We start from the raw sequence: 20,189 nt of genomic DNA, 5'->3' as shown, positions 1-20,189 counted from the left end.
TTCGCGGCGATCGCTTCCACCAAGCCTGCGTGGGCGTCGCTGGTGACGAGGCGGACACCGGTCAGGCCGCGGGCGACGAGGTCGGCGAAGAAGCTGTTCCAGGCCGCGCCCGTCTCCGATGTGGCAACGCGGACGCCGAGGACCTCGCGTCGCCCGTCCGCGTTCACCCCGGTCGCGACGAGGACGACGGCGTTGATGACGCGGCCGCCCTCACGGACCTTCATGGTGAGCGCGTCTGCGGCGACGAACGTGAACGGGCCGGCGTCGCCCAGGGGCCGGTGGCGGAACTGGTCGACGTGCTCGTCGAGATCTGCGGCCATCCGGGAGACCTGCGACTTCGACAACGAGTGGATCCCCAAAGTCTTGACGAGCTTGTCCATCCGGCGGGTGGAGACGCCGGCGAGGTAGCAGTCCGCGATCACGGTGATCATCGCGGCCTCGGATCTCTTGCGGCGCTCCATCAACCACTCAGGGAAGTACGTCCCCTGACGCAGCTTCGGGACAGCGACATCGATCGTCCCGACACGGGTGTCCAGATCCCGGTGACGGTAGCCGTTGCGCTGCGCAATGCGATCCGGACTGTGCTGGCCCCATTCGGCACCGACGACAGCATCGGCGTCCGCGGACAGCAACGCGTTGATCATGGTTTGCAGCAGGCTGCGCATCAAATCCGGCGACGCGTCCGATAGAGCTTCGCTAAGCACGCCGGCAGGGTCGACAATATGAGGAGCGGTCATCGTGATGATTCCTTTTCGAGTGAGAAGTAGAGAGCTTTCTCGAAGGATCACACGGTGACCGCGTCTACGTCGTGAACGACGTGCCGGACCACCGTGCGCTACACCACTATGCGGGACTCAACTCGACCTGTATGTGATCCGTGGATGCCGGGTCCTTCGCGGTGGATGATGTTTCACGTGAAACATCTTCGTTCGCGCATCGGGCTTCGCTCGATCGGGTATACGACCGAAGATGCTGAGATTTCGCAAGTCAAGAGATGGTCACGCGAAGAAGCCTTGCGGTAAGCGTGGGCTCTGGGAGCCGGCGCGCTTGCGGATCAGGGACGATGCCGGCTTCGCGGCACCTGGATGCTCATTCGCTCGGTAGCACTGCGCCGTCCGGCCCGCGCGGCAGGTGAGCTCACCACTTATGCCGTGTCGGGACGAAGAGCGAGTTGTCGTTCCAGGTGAGCGAGCGCTTCTGGTGGGGTTCAGGTGTAGCGCCCGACCGACGGAGTGCGTGACCTGCATTGCTGGACTGCACCAGAGTGCCGCACGATTGTGCGCAATTCCGTTTCGGGCGACGCATCGAACCGACTGTGAGGCTGCGTCGCCCGCGGCTGTTCGGGGTGATGTTTCACGTGAAACATCGCGTGCAGTCGGTCGCCGCTACCATCCGGGACCTTTTCTACGACGTTCTGCCTGTGGAGACGTCGTCTGGTTGACGCAGGTCTCGGTGCAGTGGGAGGACTGGGCCCAAGAAGAAGTTCGCTGAGCAGTTCGCCTATCTAGGACCGGGATCCCGATCGAAACGGCATCGGCGTCCGTGCGATGCGAGCAGGCACCGCTTTGCGCGAGAGTCCGCATCCCGGGCACACGAGTCCGATGGGCGCGCTCAGGTCGGAAACGTCCGCCCCAGCGATTAGAGTGGAGGACGGTCCCGAAAGGAGTGGATGTTTCACGTGAAACAGTCTGAAAAGGCAGCACCGACCAATACTTTCGGGGTAGACACTCCACTGGCACGCGAAATCGCAGATCTGAGTGCGCGCAGGCGTGCACTCGAGGCGACGACGGTTCAGTTCGACGGGGGGACGCGCGTTCTCACGGTGTCCAACCAGAAGGGCGGGGTCGGCAAGACGACCACCGCCGTCAACATCGCATCTGCGCTGGCGACCTTCGGCGCGAAAGTGCTGGTCATCGACCTCGATCCGCAGGGGAATGCCTCCACAGCGCTCGGCGTACCGCACAACGCAGAGACGCCGAGCGTCTACGACGTCCTGATCGACGATGTTCCCCTCGCGGATATCGTGCAACAGAGTCCCGAGTCACCGAACCTGTTCTGCGCCCCCAGTACCATCCATCTCGCGGGCGCCGAGATCGAGCTCGTGGCACAGGTTGCGCGCGAGCACCGGTTGCGTAACGCGCTCATCGCGTACCTGGCCGACAGCGCCGTCGATTTTGTGATCATCGATTGCCCACCGTCGCTCGGACTACTGACGATCAACGCCTTCACTGCAGCGTCCGAAGTGTTCATCCCCATCCAGTGCGAGTACTACGCGCTCGAGGGTCTGAGCCAGCTGCTCGGCAGCATCCAGATGATCCAGAAGCATCTCAACCCTGAACTTCACCTCTCGACGATCCTCCTCACCATGTACGACGGGCGCACCCGTCTGGCGCAGCAGGTCGCCGACGAGGTGCGCACACACTTTCCCGAGCAGGTACTGGACACGGTCATCCCGCGATCAGTGCGAGTCTCGGAGGCACCGAGTTTCGGCCAGACGGTGATCGCTTACGACGGAACGTCCGCCGGAGCGATCGCGTACCGAGAAGCCGCTGTAGAGATCGCGTCCCAGAAGACGCAGAGCAAGGAGAACTGATGGCCAAGCGCACCGGATTGGGCCGTGGAATCGGCGCACTCATCCCTACTGCAGATCAGGCGGAACGCCCGGTCGACGTGTTCTTCCCTGGTGCTTCGCTGCGCCCGGCCGCCGACATGACGATCACCATCCCTGATGAGTCGCCGGTCGATGTACCCGATCTCGCTGCAGTGCCGGGCATCCACCTGGTCCACATACACCCCAACCAGATCGTCCCCAACCCGCGGCAGCCGCGCACGCACTTCGATGAGGACGATCTCGCCGAGCTGGTCCACAGCGTGCGCGAGTTCGGCGTGCTCCAACCGGTGATCGTTCGCAAGAACACCGAGGGCCAGTACGAACTGATCATGGGGGAGCGCCGCACGCGCGCGGCGCGCGAAGCCGGGCTCGAGGAGATCCCTGCGATCGTCCGTGAGACAGCCGACGAGAACCTCCTGCGCGACGCCCTGCTGGAGAACCTGCACCGTTCCGAGCTGAACCCACTGGAAGAAGCATCCGCCTACCAGCAGCTGCTCGAGGACTTCGGCATCACGCAGGAAGAGCTCGCGACTCGCATCGGCCGTTCGCGTCCGCAGATCAGCAACACCATCCGGCTACTCAGGCTTCCAGTTCCAGTGCAGCAGCGCGTCGCGGCGGGTGTCCTCTCGGCGGGCCACGCTCGAGCACTGCTCTCCCTCGACAGTCCAGAGGCGATGCAGAAGCTCGCGGACAAGGTTGTCAACGAAGACCTCTCCGTACGCGCCACCGAGGACGCGGCGAAGGCCGTTCCTTCGGCCGGAACGAAGTCTCCGAAGCCGCAGCCGGGAGCGCGTCGCGCCTATCTCGATGAGGTCTCCGGAAAGCTCGGCGACAGGCTGAACACCCGGGTGAAGATCACTCTTGGCGCAAGAAAAGGCCAGGTAGCAATCGAATTCGCCTCGATTCAGGATCTCAACCGCATCCTGTCGGAGCTGGGTGAAGAAGGCTACGGAGCCTGAAGATACAACCGATCCCTCGCGGGGGAGCGGGCCGTACTCCTAGAGTGAGCACAGACGGAGGAGAGCACATGTCAGAGAAGAAGAGCACGGTCAACCGCTTCAGCGCCAGAGTCGTCGGAATCAGCATCGCTGCCGCACTCGGTGGGTTCCTGTTCGGCTTCGACACGGCGGTCATCAACGGAGCAGTGGACGCCCTTGCCGGATCATTCGATCTCGGACCGGCTCTCAAGGGCTTCGCGGTGTCGTCGGCCTTGCTGGGCTGCGCTGTCGGAGCGTGGTTCGCAGGCAGCCTCGCGAACAGGCTCGGCCGCATCCCCGTGATGGTAATCGCCGCGCTGCTGTTCCTGGCCTCATCCGCCGGCTCGGGCTTTTCCTTCGGCGTCGTCGACCTGATCGTCTGGCGCGTGATCGGCGGAATCGGCGTGGGAGCGGCATCCGTCATCGCTCCTGCGTATATCGCGGAAGTGTCGCCGGCGAAGGTGCGCGGACGGCTCGGATCCCTGCAGCAGCTCGCAATCGTGACCGGTATCTTCACCGCTCTGCTCTCCAACGCACTCCTGGCGAACATCGCCGGCTCCGCTGCAGACGTGCTGTGGTTCGGGATCGACGCCTGGCGCTGGATGTTCATGATCGAAGCGATCCCTGCCATCGTCTACGGTGTGATGGCGCTGCGCCTGCCGGAATCCCCCCGATTCCTGGTGGCTCGCGGGCAGATCGATAAAGCATCTCAGGTGCTGTTCGACTTCACCGGCGAGACCGATGTGAACGTCAAGATCGAAGAGATCCGCTCCACGCTGAATGCGGAGAAGCGGGAGTCGTTGAGCGACCTGCGCGGGGAGCGCTTCGGACTCAAACCCATCGTCTGGGTCGGCATCCTGCTGAGTGTCTTCCAACAGTTCGTCGGCATCAACGTGATCTTCTACTATTCGACGACGCTGTGGCTTTCGGTGGGATTCGATGAATCCCAGGCTCTGATGACATCGGTCATCACCTCGATCACGAACATCGTCGTCACGATCGTCGCGATCCTGCTCGTCGACAAGGTCGGCCGACGTCCGATGCTGCTCACCGGATCGATCGGCATGGCCGTGACGCTGGGGATGATGGCTGTCGCGTTCTCGTTCGGCACTCTGCAGGACGGCAGCGTCGTACTGCCTGAGCCATGGTCACTGATCGCCTTGATTTGCGCCAACGGATTCGTCGTGTTCTTCGGTGCCACGTGGGGTCCACTGGTCTGGGTGCTGCTGGGCGAGATGTTCCCGAACAGCATCCGCGCGGGCGCACTCGCGGTCGCCGCCGCTGCACAGTGGATCGCGAACTTCTTCATCTCGACGACGTTCCCGGCCTTCGCGGAGATCGGACTCACGTTCGCCTACGGGTTCTACGCGTTCTTCGCCGTTGTCTCGTTCTTCTTCGTGTTCTACCAGGTGCCCGAGACGAAGGGCAGAGAGCTCGAGACGATGACGGATGTTGTGAATCTTCCGCGCCGGGGCGGCAGCAAGCGCGCGTAGGCTGGAACCATGTCAGAAGCCGTTCCGCGTCGTGCCAGCCTCGAAGTACTCAGGGCCGAGGCCGCGGATGAGCTGGCTGTGCTGATCCAGGAACGCCTTCTCAGCGGCGAAGACCCGTGGGACTTCATGGAAGACCTTCCCAGCGTGGATGAACTCGTGGTGTATCTGCTGCGTGCCGACAACATCGCTGCCAATGACGGCGTGCGACCGAACGCGACGCGCAACTATCGCGTGATGCGCCAGATAGCGTTGGAGTATCCGGAACTGACGCCGGCGGTATGGCGTCTGCTGGGCGTCGAGACGCGTCACCGCAAGTGGGACACCACGGTCGCTGACGTTTCGTAGTTCGAACAAAGAGAAACCCGCCCCTCCGAGCGGAGGGGCGGGCCAAAGAAAACGCTGATCAGCCGATGAACGCGGCGAGATCCTTCTCGAGTGCAGGCTTCGGCTTGGCGCCGATGATGGTCGTCTTGACCTCGCCGCCCTGGAAGACCTTCATCGCCGGGATCGACGTGATCTGGTACTTCATGGCCAACTCGGGGTTCTCGTCGACGTTGAGCTTGACGATCGTGATCTTGTCAGGGTTCTCAGACTGGATCTGGTCGAGCACCGGCGCGACCATGCGACACGGTCCACACCACTCGGCCCAGAAGTCTACGAGTACGGGGCCTTCAGCCTGCAGCACATCCTGATCCCAGGTCGCCTGGCTCGTTACCTTGGCAGTCATCAGATATCTCCTTGGGGGTTGAGGTTCACCCGCTACAACAGCGCGTGAGGGGAAAGTGTTCCCGTCAGGCGATGATCGCTGCCGCCTCCGCCGCGGGGAACTCCACGGAGGCGTCGTCAAAATCCGCGAGCGAGATAGTGCTCGGCATCGAGAGCGGCGATCGTTCCGGTGCCAGCGGCAGTGACGGCCTGACGGTACGTCGGGTCGATGACATCACCCGCGGCGAAGACTCCGGGAACCGAGGTGCGCGAAGAGCGACCATCGACCCAGATCGTGCCTTCCGGGGTGAGTTCGAGCTTGTCGTGAATCAGGTGGGTGCGCGGGTCGTTGCCGATCGCGACGAAGAGCCCGTCGAGCGCGAGTTCGCTGGCCGTGCCATCGACGGTGTTGCGCAGCTTCACGCCATTGACGCTGTCGCCGCCGGTGATCTCCTCGACCTCGGTGTTCCAGATGAACTCGATCTTCTCGTTCGCGAACGCGCGCTCTTGCATGATCTTCGAGGCGCGAAGGGTGTCCTTGCGGTGGATGACGTAGACCTTGTCCGCGAAGCGGGTGAGGAATGTCGCCTCTTCCATCGCGGAGTCGCCGCCACCGACGACCGCGATGTTCTTCTCGCGGAAGAAGAAGCCATCGCAGGTCGCGCACCACGAGACCCCGTAGCCGGAGAGGCGCTCTTCGCCCTCGATGCCGAGCTTGCGGTACGCGGAACCGGTCGCGTAGATGATCGCCGTGGCCTCGTGCGTCGTGCCGCTGCCGAGCGTGAGCTTCTTGACCGGTCCGTCGAGTTCGAGGGCGGTGACATCGTCGTAGACGACCTCTGTGCCGAACCTCTCGGCCTGCTCCTGGAACTTCGCCATGAGCTCAGGACCCTGGATGCCTTCGGGGAAGCCGGGGTAGTTCTCGACTTCCGTGGTGTTCATCAGCTCGCCGCCGACCTCGACGGAACTCGCGATGAGAAGCGGCTTCAGGTTCGCGCGCGCCGCATAGATGGCCGCCGTGAATCCCGCAGGACCGGAACCGATGATGATGACCTGACGCATGTGTTCCCTGTCTTCGAATATGCAGCTGCTGATTAGCACTCGACTGCTTCAACCAATGGTAACTGCGAGTCATTCCCCGGATGCTGCGAAGTCGTCCGCCGCGGCGGCATCCGTGCCGGCATCCGCACTGTCCCGGCGGCGCCGCACGATGGTGCGCACGATGCCGAGCACGAGCAGCAGCGCGATGACGCCGCCCAGGATGCCGAGTCCGATGTTCTCCCATTCGGCGCGCACCGTGACCGACGCGGTCTGATCCGTGCCGATCTGCACCCCTGTCGGCGAGCTGAGCGAGAAGTCGACCGTGAGCGATCCGCTGCCGACGCGTGCCTCCACCGGCACCTTGACGCGGGTGTTGCTGGCAGCCCCGGCGGGGACATCGGTGGACGGCTGGACATCGAGCCTGGCGTCGGACGGTTTGGCGGTCAGCTGCACGTTGACCGGCCAGGGAAGATCGTTGCGCACCCACACCGGCAGCGGCGCTGCCGACGTGAAGAGTTGAATCGGACTCGGCTCCTGCACGCCCACCGAGTCGAGAGTGGTGATCGTCGCTATGCGATGAGCGTCCACGCCCGTGGCGTAGTCCTCGGCATCGCGGACGCCGAGGAGCCGCAGCAGCCGAAGACGTTCGGGGGAGAGCAGCACGAGCGGATCGTCCAGAATCGACGAGAACGCCGTGAGGCGCGACTCATCGGCGAGGAGAGTCTCCAGCTTTGCTGCGCGCTCGGATGAGTCCGCGGCATCCGATTCCGGCACGCGAAGAGTCGCCGACTGCGGTGACGCCGTGCGCAACGTGCTGAAGTCCGTCGGATCGGCGATCGACGATACCGAGAGGATGGTCTCCCGCAGGGCATCGGCCGTGCGCGCTTCGTTCCGGTCGAGGCCGACCAGCAAGGATGGTGCGGGGCCCGTGAGCGCGAGATGGGCGAGCCCTTCGGCGATGTTCTGCTCGCGGGCGGTGTCATCCGTCTCCGCTGCGGCGTCAGAAAGGGCGGCGGAAGCGGCGGCATCCGTCACGAGCACACGGCTGCCGTCGATGTCGACGACAGCGCCGGCGGGCGCCGCGAGAGATGTCGACGGCAGGATCGTCGTGACATCCGTCTCCATCCACTCGTTGAAGTTCGTGAGGTCAGCGGTGTCGACGCCGGCCGTCGGCCAGAGCACACCAGGCGACTCACGCTCGATGGCCATCAGCTCGGCGTCGGTGGGCAGCTCCGGATCCGTCGGTGTCGGAGACGGCGTGGGCGTCGACGCAGACGTGGGAGCCGGCGTCGGCGTCGACGTGACGGCAAAGTTCGCCGGATCCAGGTAGGAGCCGAGGGGCAGAGGATTCAGGATCGCCGGGAGACCAGCGCGCGACTGGGTCGTGGCATCCGCGTCTCCGGGTTGCAGCGAGAATCGATCGTTGGGAAGCGTCTCGAGCCGGTCGAGCCAATCGAGCGCACTGGTCGGCGCGGCCGTTCCGAGCGCGCGGATCGCGGCAGGGATCAGAGGATCGACCGCGAGCGACGCCGAAGTGCCGGCGACGCCATCGAGCTGCGCCGTGAGAGCACCGTCCGGAGCGGTCAGTGCCGTGAGCTCCTCGGCCGTGAGCAGACCGCCGTCGGCCGGTGTCGCCGTGACGGGCACGAGAACCGTCACCTGTGCAGGTACAGCGTCCTCGACGATCAGCACGCTCTGTGCGGTTCGCGCGGTCGCAGGAGATCCGGCATCCTCCGTGAGATTGACGCGGATCGGATACACCCCCGCAGGCAGCGCGCCGAGCACGCCGACCGGGGTCACCACCGAGGTCGTGGACGTCTCGGATGCCGCGACAGCCTCGGATTCCTCGGTCCCGAGCGAGGCGAAGGCACCCGGAGTCTCTCCGGAATCGAGCCACGCCGTGAGTGCGGCGCCGTCAGTGAGCGCCGTGCGATTCAGCTCGAGTTCGACCCGGCCGGCGGAAAGCTCCTCCTCCGTGCCGTTCTCAACCGTGACGGTGGTCAGCAGAGATGAACCCGGCTGCGCAACGCCGTGCACGCCGGTCGTGAGCGAGATCTCGACTGTGCCGTCCTCCGGTGCGTCTGCCGCGGCAGAGGCGGGTGGCGGCGACACCAGGTGCGGTGCGGCGACGAGTGCGGCGGCCAGTGCGAACACCACGGCACCGCGTGCACGGCGCTGCGCGCGCACACGACGGCCGAATCGGGGGGTGATCAACGTCTCTGGTCTTCCTCGGGCACCGCGGCGGTCAGCCCGTGAGTTGTGACCCTGCGATTCTAGGCGCGTGCGGTAAGGGAACCCTGAAGGCGCGTAGAGTGACGGCCGTGTCCGACGCGCTCCCACCCATCCCCGATCCGTCTCTCGCCGCGGCGCTGGCGGCGGATCTGGATGCTGCCGACTTCCGCTCCGAGCCGCTCAGGCGCTTGTGGGGGGAAGAGGCCGACGACGCGCTCGGCCGTGGTGTTCGCGAACCCCTGCTGCGCGCGATCGCGCGTGATGTCGGACCGCTCGCGACGCTGGGTCGCCTCTTCGTGCTCGGGATGCCGCAACCTCGGCAGCTGGTCGCAACTGCGCTGCCGCGACTGGGCGTGGAAGGTCTGGTCGGTCTGGGACTCGCCACGATCGCCGCTGAGGACGGTGCTGATGAAGAGGATGTCGCTCCGTCTGCACTCATCCGTCCGCAGTCGTTCGTGGATACCGACGGCATCGGCGAGTGGTGGATCGCCAGCGACCTCGACGAACTCGCCCTCGGTTCTGCGCTGCCCGCCGACCACGTGCTCGGCGTCGGCGGTGCGTCGCGAACACTCGCCGAGCTGATCGTCCCGGTGTCGGTCGGCCGTGCGCTCGACCTGGGCACCGGATGCGGCATCCAGGCACTTCTCGTCTCTCGCCACGCCGGTGAGGTCGTCGCGACCGACATCTCGGCGCGGGCGCTGGCGTTCGCCGAGCTCAACGCGCGTCTGAACGGCGTGAGCAACGTGACCTTCCGGCAGGGCAGCATGTTCGAACCGGTCGCGGACGAGGCGTTCGATCTGATCGTCTCGAATCCGCCGTTCGTCATCACTCCGCGCGTCGACGGGGTCACGGCATACGAGTACCGCGACGGCGGGCTGATCGGCGACGCGCTGGTTGAGCAGTTCGTGCACGATGTGCCGGGGCATCTCACGCCAGGCGGCATCGCGCAGCTGCTCGGCAACTGGGAGTCGCGTCCTGACACTTCCGGACTCGCCCGCCTCGAGTCCTGGATCGATCCTGCTCTCGACGCCTGGGTGATCCAGCGCGAAGAGCTTACCCCGCTCGGATACGCCGAACTGTGGATCCGCGACGGCGGCACCACTCCTCGTGACGACGCGTTCGGCGGGATGCTGGAGGCCTGGCTCGACGACTTCGCTGAACGCCGCGTCACGGCGATCGGGTTCGGGTACGTGCTGCTGCGGCGCCCGATCGATCTTGAACCTGGGCGCCTACGGCGGTTCGAGACAGTGTCGCAGCCGCTCTCCGCACCGGGTCGGGGGCTTCGTGACGGGCTCGCCGCGCACGACTCCTTGGCCGACGGCATCCCGCACACGCTCATCACCGCAGCGGATGTGACCGAGGCGCGGCACTACATGCCGGGAAACGATGACCCGAGCGTGATCGAGCTGCGCCAGGGCGGCGGCTTCGGCCACACCGTGGCTGTGGATTCCGCGCTCGCCGGATTCGTCGGCGCCTGTGACGGCGATCTCAGCGTCACTCAGATCGTGTCCGCGCTCGCGGATCTGTTCGAGGTGCCGCTCGTCGACCTGTGGAAAGACCTCGAACCCCGCATCCGCCGGCTCGTGCTGGATGGGTTCCTCATCGCCGGTTAGATCCCAGCGTCGGGAATGCCCGCAGCATCCATTCGGTTGCATGAAAACATGAAGGCTTTCGGATTCCTCTCGTTCGGGCACTACGCGCCCGTGCCCGGCTCTGGCACACGCACGGCCGGCGACATGCTGCACCAGACGATCGACCTGACGGTCGGCGCTGATCAGCTCGGCGTCAACGGCGCGTACGTACGCGTGCATCACTTCGCCCGTCAGGCGGCGTCTCCGATGCCGCTGCTCGCCGCGATGGCGGCGAAGACCGAGCGCATCGAGGTCGGCACCGGTGTCATCGACATGCGGTACGAGAACCCGCTGCAGTTCGCCGAAGAGGCAGCTGCCCTCGACCTCATCGCACGTGGCCGCATCGCCCTCGGCGTGAGCCGTGGTTCACCTGAGACCGCGCTGCGCGGCTATGAGGCGTTCGGCTACGTCGGATCGGAAGATCCACGCGGAGCCGATCTCGCCCGCGACAAGTTCGACCTGTTCCTCGAGGCGATCGACGGCGCAGGCGTCGTGCAGGGCGACCCGCAGCAGGTCGGCGAGGGACGGTACCTGGCGGTCGAGCCGCGCTCGGAGACGCTGCGCGATCACATCTGGTGGGGATCCGGCTCGCGAGCGACGGCTCAGGACACCGGCCGCAAGGGACTGAACATGATGAGCTCGACGCTTCTCACAGAAGCGACCGGCGCGCAGTTCCACGAACTTCAGCGCGAGCAGATCGATCTGTACCGCGCCGCGTACAAGGCCGCCGGTCACACCGGCACGCCGCGCGTTTCGGTCAGCCGCAGTGTGTTCCCGCTCGTCAACGACATGGATCGCGCCTACTTCGGCCTCCGCAGCGCCGAGAACGGCGACCAGGTGGGGATCATCGACGGATTCCGCTCGACGTTCGGCAAGACCTACGCTGCCGAGCCCAACGTGCTGATCGAGCAGCTTCTCGCCGATGAGGCCGTGATGGCCGCAGACACCCTGATGCTCACGATCCCGAATCAGCTCGGCGTCGACTACAACCTGCACGTGCTCGAGTCGTTCGCGACACACGTCGCACCGGCGCTGGGGTGGAAGCCCAACACGGAGGGTCCCGTCGAGGGGTACGCGATCTAGCGCGATCCGGTCGTGGCGTACATCAACCTGAATCGTTCGCACACGACAGGCATGTCGGGCTCGAAGCCTCGCGGATTCTCGGAATACTCGCGCCAGTACCGTTCATGTGTCCCGCGCCAATCCGACAGACTACGGTCGCCCTCTCCTTCCGCGAAGGCGTGGGACGCGTCCACTTCGTTGAAGGGAACAACTTCGACCGAAACAGTCTCCAGGAGTGCACACGGCACTCCGAATCCATCGAGAATTATGTTCAGCAAGCCGGCTTCCGGCACTGGTTCCTGTGAGTGCTCGTAGTCCCAGAGGGATGATGCCGTTGCGGTTTTCGTCCCGTCGAGCACAAGGGCCAAGAGGCTGTCGGCATGCGCCGGGGTGGCCCCGAACGCCCAGGCTTCAGGAACGGCCGCTGGCAGACCGGGCAAGGCGGTGCGGCATTCACGCCAGAACTCTTCGATGGCGAGAGGGTCGGTCATCCGGTCAGCCTACCTGCGCCTCAACGCGCTGGAATCCGAACAGCGCGCCCTACGGCACGTGGTGCACGGGGGATGGGACGTCGAAGACCGCATCGACCGCGAATCCCAACCTCTTGGTCTCATCCTCGAGGCGCTGGTCGCTCGGCGGCAGTGCGCGCGCGATCGACAGCCCGTCCACGACCGTGAGCAGGAAGTCCGACCTCCTGGCGTTGTCGCCGGGCGGCAGCACCCCTTCGTCCTCGAGGATCGCGAGCCAGGCACGGATCCGGCGCTCGGCATGTTCCACGAGACTCATGACCGACGACAGCATCCACTCCCAGCGCACACGCACGCTGATCACCGAGGACCTTCTCCTCGTGCTGTTCCAGCCCGACTCGGGCACCATCGCGGGCGAGAACACCCTCTTCTACGTGCTCGCCGCCGGCGCGCTGACCGATCTCGCCCAGCACGGTCACGCCACGATCGCGGATGCCGGATTCCGCGGCACCCTCATCCATGCAGCCGGCGAACCACCCGAAGATGAACTGCTCCGGCCGATGTGGGACTACATCAGCCACAAGCCCCGAGGCGTCCAGACGGTGCTCGCGGCGAGCGGGCCGGCGCTGCGCGAGCCCGTGCTGGATCGCCTCGTCGAGCGGGGTCACCTCTGTCGGCAGAAGCGGCGCGTGCTCGGGCTGTTCCCGTCGACGTCGCTCGTCGATGGCGGTTCCGGTCAACGCTCAGAGCTCGTGTCGGACATGCGCGCCGTGCTGGTCGACGCAGCGGTGCCCAGCGAGCACATCGCGGCTCTCACAGCGCTCGTCTCAGCGAGCGGCTCGCTTCCGGTTCTGCATCGACGATCGAGGCGTCGCCTACGTCGAGCAGATCGCGTGTGCGCGAACGGATGCCGTCGGCGGCGACGACCAGATCGAACGAGGCGCGCTCGCCGGTGCTGAACGCCACCTCGGGGCGCTCGCCCTGGTTGAATCCGACGACCGTTGTATCGAAGGCCACCGGGCAGCCGTTCGTCGTCAGCACCTCGATGAGCGCCCCGCGCTCGATTCCCCGGTAGTCGCCGTGGATCGCGAGCAGAGCTCCGAGGTCGTCGGAGCGCAGCATCCTGCCGCGATGCGAGCGGAAGGCATATCGGGCGAGCGGGCGCGCTGCGGGCGAGATACTCGTCATGCACGCCGATGTCTTCCAGCGCCTGATCCACCATCGGCATGAGCGCGAGCATGTAGCCCGGATGCTCCAACCCCGTCATCCGCTCGATCAGGACCGGCTGCAGCCCCTGCTTTCGCAGCAGAGCGGCAAGGGTGATGCCTGCGACACCGGCGCCGACGATGAGAACGCGCAGGGGATCGTCGCGTTGCGCATCGATCTGCTCATGCAGGGGGTGGCGGTGAGCATCGGCGTTCTCCTTCGCTGATATTCGTGGACCGGGTGGTCCACACTCTCCGCCTCTTGGACCGGGTGGTCCAGTATAATGGTGCTCATGACGGATGCCGGCGACGGGGGACAGGGCGCGAGAGCATTGTCCCCTGAGCGTCGAACCGCGCTCGCCGAGGCGACGGTGGCGGAGTTCGCCCGCGCCGGGTACGAGGCGGCGTCGCTGAACCGGATCATCCGCGACGCGGGCATGAGCAAGAGCTCGTTCTACCATTTCGTCGGCTCCAAGAGCGAGCTGTTCGATGCCGTCGTGCGGATGCTGGTCGCCGATGTGCGCGCGCAGTGGACGCCTCCCGCGCCCGCCGAGTTCGGGGCGCGGGCGTTCTGGCGACGCGTCGATGCGATGCTGGGCGAATTCGCGACGCTGTCGGCATCGCCCGCGCTGCAGTATCTGGGTCGTATCTTCTATCTGCCGGGTGATGCCGCGTCTGCTGTCTCCGGCGGAGCGCGCGGCGAGCTACTGGATGCTGTGCGCGAATGGGTGGAGGCGGTGCTGCGCGCGGGGCGCGAGAGCGGGCAGGTGCGCGACGACCTTCCGCTCGATCTGCAGGTCGAGGTGACGTTCGCCGTACTGCGCGCCATCGACGAGTGGGCGCTGACCGGGCAGGGCGCAGAGGCGAGCGGAAGGGCCGCGGTCGCAGCATCCGCCCCTGCCGTACTGCTGCATCGGCTCCTCGCACCCTGACGAGCAACCGCCCACTGCGACCCCGGTATTCTGGAACCCATGCTCAACATGGCCGAGGGACTCACTCGTCTGGCTGCCCTGGCCGAAGGGCCCGTCGTCGCCGAGGTCGCACGCGCCTTCGAGGCCGCGGGCTTCGAGCTCGCTGTCGTCGGCGGTCCGGTGCGTGATGCACTGCTCGGGCGAGAGGTGAACGACCTCGACTTCACGACGAACGCCTCGCCCGACGAGATCCTGAAGATCGTGACACCGATCTCGTCCACGCAGTGGGACATCGGCCGCGCCTTCGGCACCATCGGCGCCAAGGTCCGCGGCGAGCAGGTCGAGATCACCAGCTACCGCGCCGACAGCTACGACGGCGTCACCCGCAAGCCCACCGTCGAGTTCGGCGACACGATCGACGGCGACCTTGCTCGCCGGGACTTCCGGGTCAACGCGATGGCCCTGCAGGTTCCGGCGGTGAAGCTCATCGACCCGACCGGGGGCGTGGAGGATCTGGTTGCCGGCATCCTGCGCACGCCGACCGATCCGAACGTGAGCTTCGGCGACGATCCGCTCCGGATGCTGCGTGCCGCCCGCTTCAGCGCACAGCTCGGCTTCGAGATCGAGGCGGCCACTCTCGAGGCGATCGGCCGCCTTCGCGAGACGCTGAAGATCGTGAGCCCGGAGCGCATCCAGGGTGAGCTGGTGCGCCTGATGCAGACCGATGACCCCGCACTCGGCATCCGGGTTCTGGTCGACACCGAGCTGATCGAGGAGTTCCTGCCCGAGGTCAGCGCGCTGCGCCTCGAAGTCGACGAGCACCACCACCACAAGGATGTCTACGAGCACTCCCTCACCGTGCTGACGCAGGCGATCGAGCTCGAGCACTCCCGGCATCCCGGCGACGCCCCCGATGTGCCGCTGCGCATCGCCGCGCTGCTGCATGACATCGGCAAGCCCCGCACCCGCAAGCTCGAGCCGGGTGGAGCCGTCACGTTCCATCACCACGACGTGGTCGGATCGCGCATGGCCCGCAAGCGTCTGCAGGCCCTGCGCTTCGACGGTGACACGACGGATGCCGTCGCCACCCTGATCGAACTGCACCTGCGCTTCTTCGGATACGCGGAGGGCACCTGGACGGATGCCGCGGTGCGCCGCTACGTGCGCGACGCCGGCGATCTGCTGGAGCGTCTGCACATCCTCACCCGTGCGGATGTCACGACGCGCAACCGCCGCAAGGCCTCGCGCCTCGCCAGTGCCTACGACGATCTCGAGAAGCGCATCGCCGACCTGCGCGAGCAGGAGGAGCTCGACGCGATGCGCCCCGAGCTCGACGGCAACCAGATCCAGAAGATCCTGGAGATCGGTCCAGGACGCGAGATCGGCGAGGCCTACAAGTTCCTGCTGGACCTGCGCCTCGACGAAGGCGTGCTCGGACCGGATGTCGCGGAGCAGCGCCTGCGCGCGTGGTGGTCCGCGCGGGGTTGAGGCTTGCGCCCCTCGAAACAGGACTTGTCGCGCGAAACAGGCCGTGGCAACCCCCGTCTCGTGCGGAAACCCCTGTCTCGCGGATCTTCGTTGGTACTGCAAGGCGCAGAAGTACCCGTTCCGTCAAGTTCTGTCGAGAACTAGGCAGAATATGCAACGGAAGATTGACGCAATGGTTGCCCCTTCTCACACTGAAGGAGTGCCAACGACGACATCGCCCTCTCGACCCTCACCCAGGGCGCAACACGAAGCGCAGGTACTGGACGTGCTGCGCGTGCGAGGCAGCGCAAGTCGAGCGCAACTCGCCGTCGCTACTGAGCTGTCGCGCGCGACGATCTCTGAGATCACGGGGGACCTGCGCCGTGCCGGTCTGATCGTACGCTCAAAAGGCGCGGGCTCCAGCCGCCGTGCGGGGCGCATTCCGGAGCTTCTCACTCTGAACCCCGACTTCGGCGTCATCGTCGGCGTCGAGTTCAGTCACACGCGTGTCACCGTGATCGCGACAGACGCGACGCATCGGATCATCGGCTCGCAGACGCGAGATCACGATCGCGAGGAACCGTGGCCACAGCGCCTCGCGACGGCGATCCGATTCATCGATGCTCTAGTCCCGTCGCATGCGCCGCTGATCGCGATCGGATTCGGCGTGCCCGGCGCGATCGCTGGTCGAGCCGATGTCCTCGCGGGGGTCGCTCGGCAGTTCATCGACCGTTACTCGGTGCCCGTGCGCTCGGAGAACAACGCTCGTCTGGCAGGACTGGCCGAGTTCTCCTGGGGTGCGGGGCAAGACGTGAATGATCTGATCTACGTGCGTCTGTCGGAGGGTGTCGGTGGTCTTCTGATCCTCGACGATGAGCCGCGCCTCGGAACCACAGGTGCGGCCGGCGAGTTCGGGCATGTCTGTCTCGATCCGAACGGTCCCGTGTGTCGATGCACGAACCGAGGGTGCCTTGAGGCGTATGTGGGGTTGCGAACAGTGTTCTCGCGTGCGGGAGCGGAGTCGGTCGGCGCACTGCGAGACGCTCTGGATCGCGATGAACCCCGCGCACGCGCGGTCGTCGCCGACGCCGGCGCGCGCATCGGACTGGTTCTGGCCAACGCCTGCAGCGTCCTCGATGTCTCGTCTGTGGTCCTCGGGGGGCCGTTCATCCAAGTGGGGGATCACCTGCTGCGGACGGTGCGGCAGTCGATCATGCGCCATGCGCACGGTGGGGGCGCAGACGGGTTGCGCATTCGCCTCGCCGAGCTGGGAAACCTGGACGGTGCTTTGGGGGGTGTCGCGCTCGTTCTGCGTGACCACACGATCCCGCTCGCCATCCCCGCCACGAAGCGCTCGGAAGAGGCTCGCACCGCATGAGATCGAACATCCTCTTCTTCTTCACCGACCAGCACCGCATCGACACACTCGGCTGCTACGGCAACGACATCGTCTCGACTCCTGTTCTCGACGCCATCGCCGGGCAGGGAACGACCTTTCGCAGGTTCTACACCCCGACCGCGATCTGCACCCCTGCCCGCGCGAGCCTGCTCACCGGAGCCGCTCCGTTCCGGCATCAGCTACTCGCCAACTACGAACGCAACGTCGGATATCGCGACGAACTCGCCGACGACCAGTTCACCTTCAGCGCGGCGCTGCGCGACGCGGACTACAACGTCGGCCTGATCGGCAAGTGGCATGTAGGGCTGAACCGCACTCAGCTCGACTACGGCTTCGACGGCATCCCCATGCACGGCTGGCACAACCCGGTGGACCACTCCGAATACCTGGCCTACCTCGACCAGCACGATCTGCCTCCGTATGCGCTCACGGATGAGATCCGCGGCACATTCCCGAACGGCAGCCCCGGCAACCTCCTGGCCGCTCGCCTGGAGCAGCCGGTCGAGGCCACGTTCGAGTACTTCCTCGCAGAGCGCGCGATCGGGCTGCTCCGTGAGTATGCGGCAGACCACGACAAGTCGGGGAAGCCTTTCTTCCTCGCGACGCACTTCTTCGGGCCCCACTTGCCGTACAACATCCCCTCGCGCTACTTCGACATGTACGACCCGGAGGACATCGAGTTGCCGAAGTCTGTCGCGGAGACGTTCGCCAACAAGCCGCCCGTCCAGGCGAACTACTCCGCGCATTGGACTTTCGACACGCTCACGGTGGCGACTTCCAAGAAGCTCATCGCCGCCTACTGGGGATATGTCACCTTGATCGACGAGCAGATCGGACGCATCGTAGACGTCGCGAAGGAACTCGGAGTCTACGACGACTCCGCTGTCTTCTTCGGCGCTGATCACGGTGAGTTCACCGGCGCTCACCGCCTGCACGACAAGGGCCCGGCAGCGTACGAGGACATCTATCGCGTTCCCGGTGTCGTCCGGCTTCCCGGCGGGCACGACCCACAGGTCACCGATCACTTCGCGACCTTGATCGATTTCACGGCGACGATCCTCGATGTCGCGGGTCTCGACAGCGCCCAGGCCGAGGACGGCTCCAGTCTCGTTCCGGTCGTGCGCGGCGAGGATCCACAGTGGCGAGATGACCTGGTGCTCGAGTTCCACGGACATCATTTCCCCTACCCGCAGCGCATGCTCGTCACCGAAAGCTACAAGCTCGTGATCAATCCTGAGTCCATGAACGAGCTCTACAACCTCGTCGATGACCCGGACGAACTGCACAACAGATACGCACACCCCGAACTCGAACCGATCCGAAATGCCCTGTTGCAGCGGCTGTACACGCAGCTGCGAGACCGGGGCGACAACTTCTACCACTGGATGACGTCGATGTACCCGGTCGGAGAGAAGGACTACGACGTCTCTCTCAGCTCCTTCGACCAGGTGCAGACCTGACCCGAACGAACAGGAAACAATCATGAACAGCAGCAAGCACGATGCCTTCGGGGTTGTCGCCGCCCGCAGCAGGGCGATCGAGCTGAGCCGACGCGGATTCCTCGGAGCCGTGGGGGTCGGCGGTATGACGTTGCTTCTCGCGGCATGCACCGGCGGCGGACAGTCCGCCCAGCAGTCGTCCACCAACGACGGCACACTGCAGTGGTGGGACCAGTTCCGACCGTTGACCACGATGCTCGAGGCCAGTCTCTTCGCGCCATACATGAAGTCCAACGCCGGCATCGAGATCGAGCGCCGGCAGATGGAGGCCCCCGATCTGGCGCAGGCGATCCAGGTCGCGCGCCGCAGCAACCAGATGCCGGACGTGCACTCCCTCGCAGGACTCGGTGCGGCGTCCGCGGCTCTGGTCAGCGAGGACTGGTTCCAGCCGATCGGCGCGCACGCCGACTTCGAAGGGAGCGAGATCGGCGATCAGCTGTTCGACGGCATCCATCGTTTCGACGGCGAGGTGTACTCGGTTCCGCTCTTCTCCGGGCGCTTCCACGAAGCCACGCCGTGGGTCAACACAGAACTGCTGGGCCAGGCCGATGTCGATCCGGCGCAGAGCCCGGCCACCTGGGACGACATGCGCGCGACTGCCCGGCAGATCACCGACAAGACGGGTGTTCACGGCCTCGTGATCCCGACGAAAGAAGTGCCGTACCTCACGGCGTTGATCACGTATCTCGCCCAGAGTGCGGGGGCGCCGGGAACGATCGACTGGAAGACCGGCGACTACGCATTCAACTCGCAGGGGTTCGTCGACGCGATCGAGTTCCTCCTCTCGCTGCAGAAAGATGGCGTGGTCCATCCGTCTTCGCCCTCCATGGGCGCCCGAGACGCGCGCGCGCGCTGGGCGGCAGGTGAGGCTGGAATCTACATGTGGGGACCGTGGATCATCGGCGGCCTCATGGTGGACGAGCCCCACGCCGTAGAACGAGGAGTGGATGCCTGGCGTGTGCCGACCGCTGAGCCCACTCGGCCCATGCTCAACCGTGGCCCAGGCGCGGGTGTGTTCTGGGTGAACAAGGATTCGCACCAGGCGAAGCCGGCGGCGGAGCTGCTGCTGCAGATGAGCTCACGCGATTTCCAGCTTCAGCTCGCGGCTGCGATGGATCAGCCACCGGCGCTCGACGTCGTCGCGGAAGCGGACGTGCACCCAGCATATGCCCGCAACATCGGTTACATGGCGGATGACGTTCGAATCAGCCCGGTTCCCGAGGCCGGCAATCCGTCGACGTGGCGGGTGGCCGCGGAGATGCAGGACATACATCCGAACCTGGGCGAGGTCGTTCAGGCGATCCTCACCGGCAGCACGGGTGATATCAAGGGTGAGCTGACCAAGCTCAACGATGCCATGAGCGCGGAACGGGACCGGGCGATCGAGTCGGTCAAGAAGGACGGCGCCGAGGTCAGCATCGAGGACTGGGTGTTCTCGAACTGGGATCCGGCCACTGACTACGATCAGGCCGCGTACGCGGCGCGATGA

The 20,189-nt window shown here is 65.6% G+C and carries 19 protein-coding genes and 1 pseudogene; 13 read left to right on the top strand and 7 right to left on the bottom strand.

Annotated features, from left to right (window positions below; translation table 11 throughout):
• The coding region (locus tag HDC95_RS13980; protein WP_259064196.1) for an IS256 family transposase at positions 1-737 on the bottom strand (737 nt) is incomplete at its 3' end.
• Positions 738-1,669: 932 nt separating this feature from the next.
• Between HDC95_RS13980 and HDC95_RS13975 the strand changes: the two genes are divergently transcribed.
• The 4 genes from HDC95_RS13975 (at position 1,670) to HDC95_RS13960 (ending at position 5,426) form a co-directional block, all read left to right on the top strand.
• The gene (locus tag HDC95_RS13975) at positions 1,670-2,593 is read left to right on the top strand and encodes a ParA family protein (protein WP_259064195.1); all 924 of its coding nucleotides are present in this window, start codon (positions 1,670-1,672) and stop codon (positions 2,591-2,593) included.
• The gene (locus HDC95_RS13970) at positions 2,593-3,570 is read left to right on the top strand and encodes a ParB/RepB/Spo0J family partition protein (protein WP_259064193.1); all 978 of its coding nucleotides are present in this window, start codon (positions 2,593-2,595) and stop codon (positions 3,568-3,570) included. Before HDC95_RS13975 ends, HDC95_RS13970 begins: the two co-directional genes overlap by 1 nt.
• Before the next feature lie 68 nt (positions 3,571-3,638).
• The gene (locus tag HDC95_RS13965; RefSeq protein ID WP_259064192.1) at positions 3,639-5,081 is read left to right on the top strand and encodes a sugar porter family MFS transporter; all 1,443 of its coding nucleotides are present in this window, start codon (positions 3,639-3,641) and stop codon (positions 5,079-5,081) included.
• Positions 5,082-5,090: 9 nt separating this feature from the next.
• The gene (locus HDC95_RS13960) at positions 5,091-5,426 is read left to right on the top strand and encodes a tryptophan synthase subunit alpha (protein ID WP_188435300.1); all 336 of its coding nucleotides are present in this window, start codon (positions 5,091-5,093) and stop codon (positions 5,424-5,426) included.
• Positions 5,427-5,484: 58 nt separating this feature from the next.
• On the opposite strand, the gene trxA is transcribed toward HDC95_RS13960, so the two are convergent.
• The 3 genes from trxA to HDC95_RS13945 all read right to left on the bottom strand — a co-directional run bounded on the left by trxA (position 5,485) and on the right by HDC95_RS13945 (position 9,041).
• Entirely contained in the window at positions 5,485-5,808 is a 324-nt protein-coding gene (gene trxA / locus HDC95_RS13955) for a thioredoxin (RefSeq protein WP_033105602.1), read from the bottom strand.
• Between the two features lie 116 nt (positions 5,809-5,924).
• A complete protein-coding gene (gene trxB / locus HDC95_RS13950) occupies positions 5,925-6,848 on the bottom strand; it encodes a thioredoxin-disulfide reductase (RefSeq protein ID WP_259064190.1) in 924 nt (307 codons plus the stop codon).
• 69 nt (positions 6,849-6,917) lie between these two features.
• Positions 6,918-9,041, bottom strand: coding sequence for a DUF6049 family protein (locus tag HDC95_RS13945; protein WP_259064189.1), 2,124 nt, complete (start codon positions 9,039-9,041; stop codon positions 6,918-6,920).
• Between the two features lie 98 nt (positions 9,042-9,139).
• Between HDC95_RS13945 and HDC95_RS13940 the strand changes: the two genes are divergently transcribed.
• Both HDC95_RS13940 and HDC95_RS13935 read left to right on the top strand, forming a co-directional pair.
• The gene (locus HDC95_RS13940; protein ID WP_259064188.1) at positions 9,140-10,672 is read left to right on the top strand and encodes a methyltransferase; all 1,533 of its coding nucleotides are present in this window, start codon (positions 9,140-9,142) and stop codon (positions 10,670-10,672) included.
• A gap of 48 nt (positions 10,673-10,720) precedes the next feature.
• Complete coding sequence (locus tag HDC95_RS13935) at positions 10,721-11,773, top strand: LLM class flavin-dependent oxidoreductase (RefSeq protein ID WP_259064187.1); 1,053 nt, start codon at positions 10,721-10,723, stop codon at positions 11,771-11,773.
• Here HDC95_RS13935 and HDC95_RS13930 read toward each other — a convergent pair.
• Both HDC95_RS13930 and HDC95_RS13925 read right to left on the bottom strand, forming a co-directional pair.
• Positions 11,770-12,243 carry an ASCH domain-containing protein gene (locus HDC95_RS13930; protein WP_259064186.1) on the bottom strand — a complete coding sequence of 158 codons (474 nt, stop codon included), beginning with the start codon at positions 12,241-12,243 and terminating at the stop codon, positions 11,770-11,772. The genes HDC95_RS13935 and HDC95_RS13930 overlap by 4 nt on opposite strands.
• A gap of 49 nt (positions 12,244-12,292) precedes the next feature.
• Positions 12,293-12,583, bottom strand: a complete 291-nt coding sequence (locus HDC95_RS13925; protein ID WP_259064210.1) for a hypothetical protein — start codon at positions 12,581-12,583, stop codon at positions 12,293-12,295.
• Between HDC95_RS13925 and HDC95_RS13920 the strand changes: the two are divergent.
• Positions 12,537-13,052 (top strand): annotated as a pseudogene (locus HDC95_RS13920) (GPP34 family phosphoprotein); the annotation flags it as partial. The gene HDC95_RS13925 and the pseudogene HDC95_RS13920 overlap by 47 nt on opposite strands.
• Here the strand turns inward: HDC95_RS13920 and HDC95_RS13915 are convergent.
• Positions 12,956-13,543, bottom strand: coding sequence for a hypothetical protein (locus tag HDC95_RS13915; RefSeq protein WP_259064207.1), 588 nt, complete (start codon positions 13,541-13,543; stop codon positions 12,956-12,958). The pseudogene HDC95_RS13920 and the gene HDC95_RS13915 sit on opposite strands and share 97 nt — an antisense overlap.
• Between HDC95_RS13915 and HDC95_RS13910 the strand changes: the two genes are divergently transcribed.
• The 6 genes from HDC95_RS13910 to HDC95_RS13885 all read left to right on the top strand — a co-directional run bounded on the left by HDC95_RS13910 (position 13,469) and on the right by HDC95_RS13885 (position 20,189).
• Positions 13,469-13,651, top strand: a complete 183-nt coding sequence (locus HDC95_RS13910) for a hypothetical protein (RefSeq protein ID WP_259064184.1) — start codon at positions 13,469-13,471, stop codon at positions 13,649-13,651. The two genes, HDC95_RS13915 and HDC95_RS13910, sit on opposite strands and share 75 nt — an antisense overlap.
• A 66-nt stretch (positions 13,652-13,717) precedes the next feature.
• Positions 13,718-14,356 (top strand): TetR/AcrR family transcriptional regulator, encoded by a 639-nt coding sequence (locus tag HDC95_RS13905; protein ID WP_259064183.1) that lies wholly within the window; start codon positions 13,718-13,720, stop codon positions 14,354-14,356.
• Between the two features lie 39 nt (positions 14,357-14,395).
• Positions 14,396-15,823 (top strand): CCA tRNA nucleotidyltransferase, encoded by a 1,428-nt coding sequence (locus HDC95_RS13900; protein ID WP_259064182.1) that lies wholly within the window; start codon positions 14,396-14,398, stop codon positions 15,821-15,823.
• A 265-nt stretch (positions 15,824-16,088) separates the two neighbouring features.
• Positions 16,089-17,180, top strand: coding sequence for an ROK family protein (locus tag HDC95_RS13895; RefSeq protein WP_259064181.1), 1,092 nt, complete (start codon positions 16,089-16,091; stop codon positions 17,178-17,180).
• Positions 17,177-18,661 (top strand): sulfatase-like hydrolase/transferase, encoded by a 1,485-nt coding sequence (locus tag HDC95_RS13890; protein WP_259064180.1) that lies wholly within the window; start codon positions 17,177-17,179, stop codon positions 18,659-18,661. The genes HDC95_RS13895 and HDC95_RS13890 overlap by 4 nt, the downstream gene beginning before the upstream one ends.
• 22 nt (positions 18,662-18,683) lie before the next feature.
• Positions 18,684-20,189, top strand: a complete 1,506-nt coding sequence (locus tag HDC95_RS13885; RefSeq protein WP_259064179.1) for an ABC transporter substrate-binding protein — start codon at positions 18,684-18,686, stop codon at positions 20,187-20,189.

This window comes from Microbacterium sp. AK031, from assembly GCF_024807145.1.
Lineage (GTDB): Bacteria > Actinomycetota > Actinomycetes > Actinomycetales > Microbacteriaceae > Microbacterium.
The sequence above is the reverse complement of the archived record's forward strand: the minus strand, read 5'-3'. Positions and strand labels throughout refer to the sequence as shown.

Bases quoted from the DNA above. Each gene is read 5' to 3' on its own strand.
- HDC95_RS13975 (WP_259064195.1), top strand. From the start codon at position 1,670: ATGTTTCACGTGAAACAGTCTGAAAAGGCAGCACCGACCAATACTTTC.
- HDC95_RS13970 (WP_259064193.1), top strand. From the start codon at position 2,593: ATGGCCAAGCGCACCGGATTGGGCCGTGGAATCGGCGCACTCATCCCT.
- HDC95_RS13965 (WP_259064192.1), top strand. From the start codon at position 3,639: ATGTCAGAGAAGAAGAGCACGGTCAACCGCTTCAGCGCCAGAGTCGTC.
- HDC95_RS13960 (WP_188435300.1), top strand. From the start codon at position 5,091: ATGTCAGAAGCCGTTCCGCGTCGTGCCAGCCTCGAAGTACTCAGGGCC.
- trxA (WP_033105602.1), bottom strand. From the start codon at position 5,808: ATGACTGCCAAGGTAACGAGCCAGGCGACCTGGGATCAGGATGTGCTG.
- trxB (WP_259064190.1), bottom strand. From the start codon at position 6,848: ATGCGTCAGGTCATCATCATCGGTTCCGGTCCTGCGGGATTCACGGCG.
- HDC95_RS13935 (WP_259064187.1), top strand. From the start codon at position 10,721: ATGAAGGCTTTCGGATTCCTCTCGTTCGGGCACTACGCGCCCGTGCCC.
- HDC95_RS13930 (WP_259064186.1), bottom strand. From the start codon at position 12,243: ATGACCGACCCTCTCGCCATCGAAGAGTTCTGGCGTGAATGCCGCACC.
- HDC95_RS13910 (WP_259064184.1), top strand. From the start codon at position 13,469: ATGCTCCAACCCCGTCATCCGCTCGATCAGGACCGGCTGCAGCCCCTG.
- HDC95_RS13905 (WP_259064183.1), top strand. From the start codon at position 13,718: ATGACGGATGCCGGCGACGGGGGACAGGGCGCGAGAGCATTGTCCCCT.
- HDC95_RS13900 (WP_259064182.1), top strand. From the start codon at position 14,396: ATGCTCAACATGGCCGAGGGACTCACTCGTCTGGCTGCCCTGGCCGAA.
- HDC95_RS13890 (WP_259064180.1), top strand. From the start codon at position 17,177: ATGAGATCGAACATCCTCTTCTTCTTCACCGACCAGCACCGCATCGAC.
- HDC95_RS13885 (WP_259064179.1), top strand. From the start codon at position 18,684: ATGAACAGCAGCAAGCACGATGCCTTCGGGGTTGTCGCCGCCCGCAGC.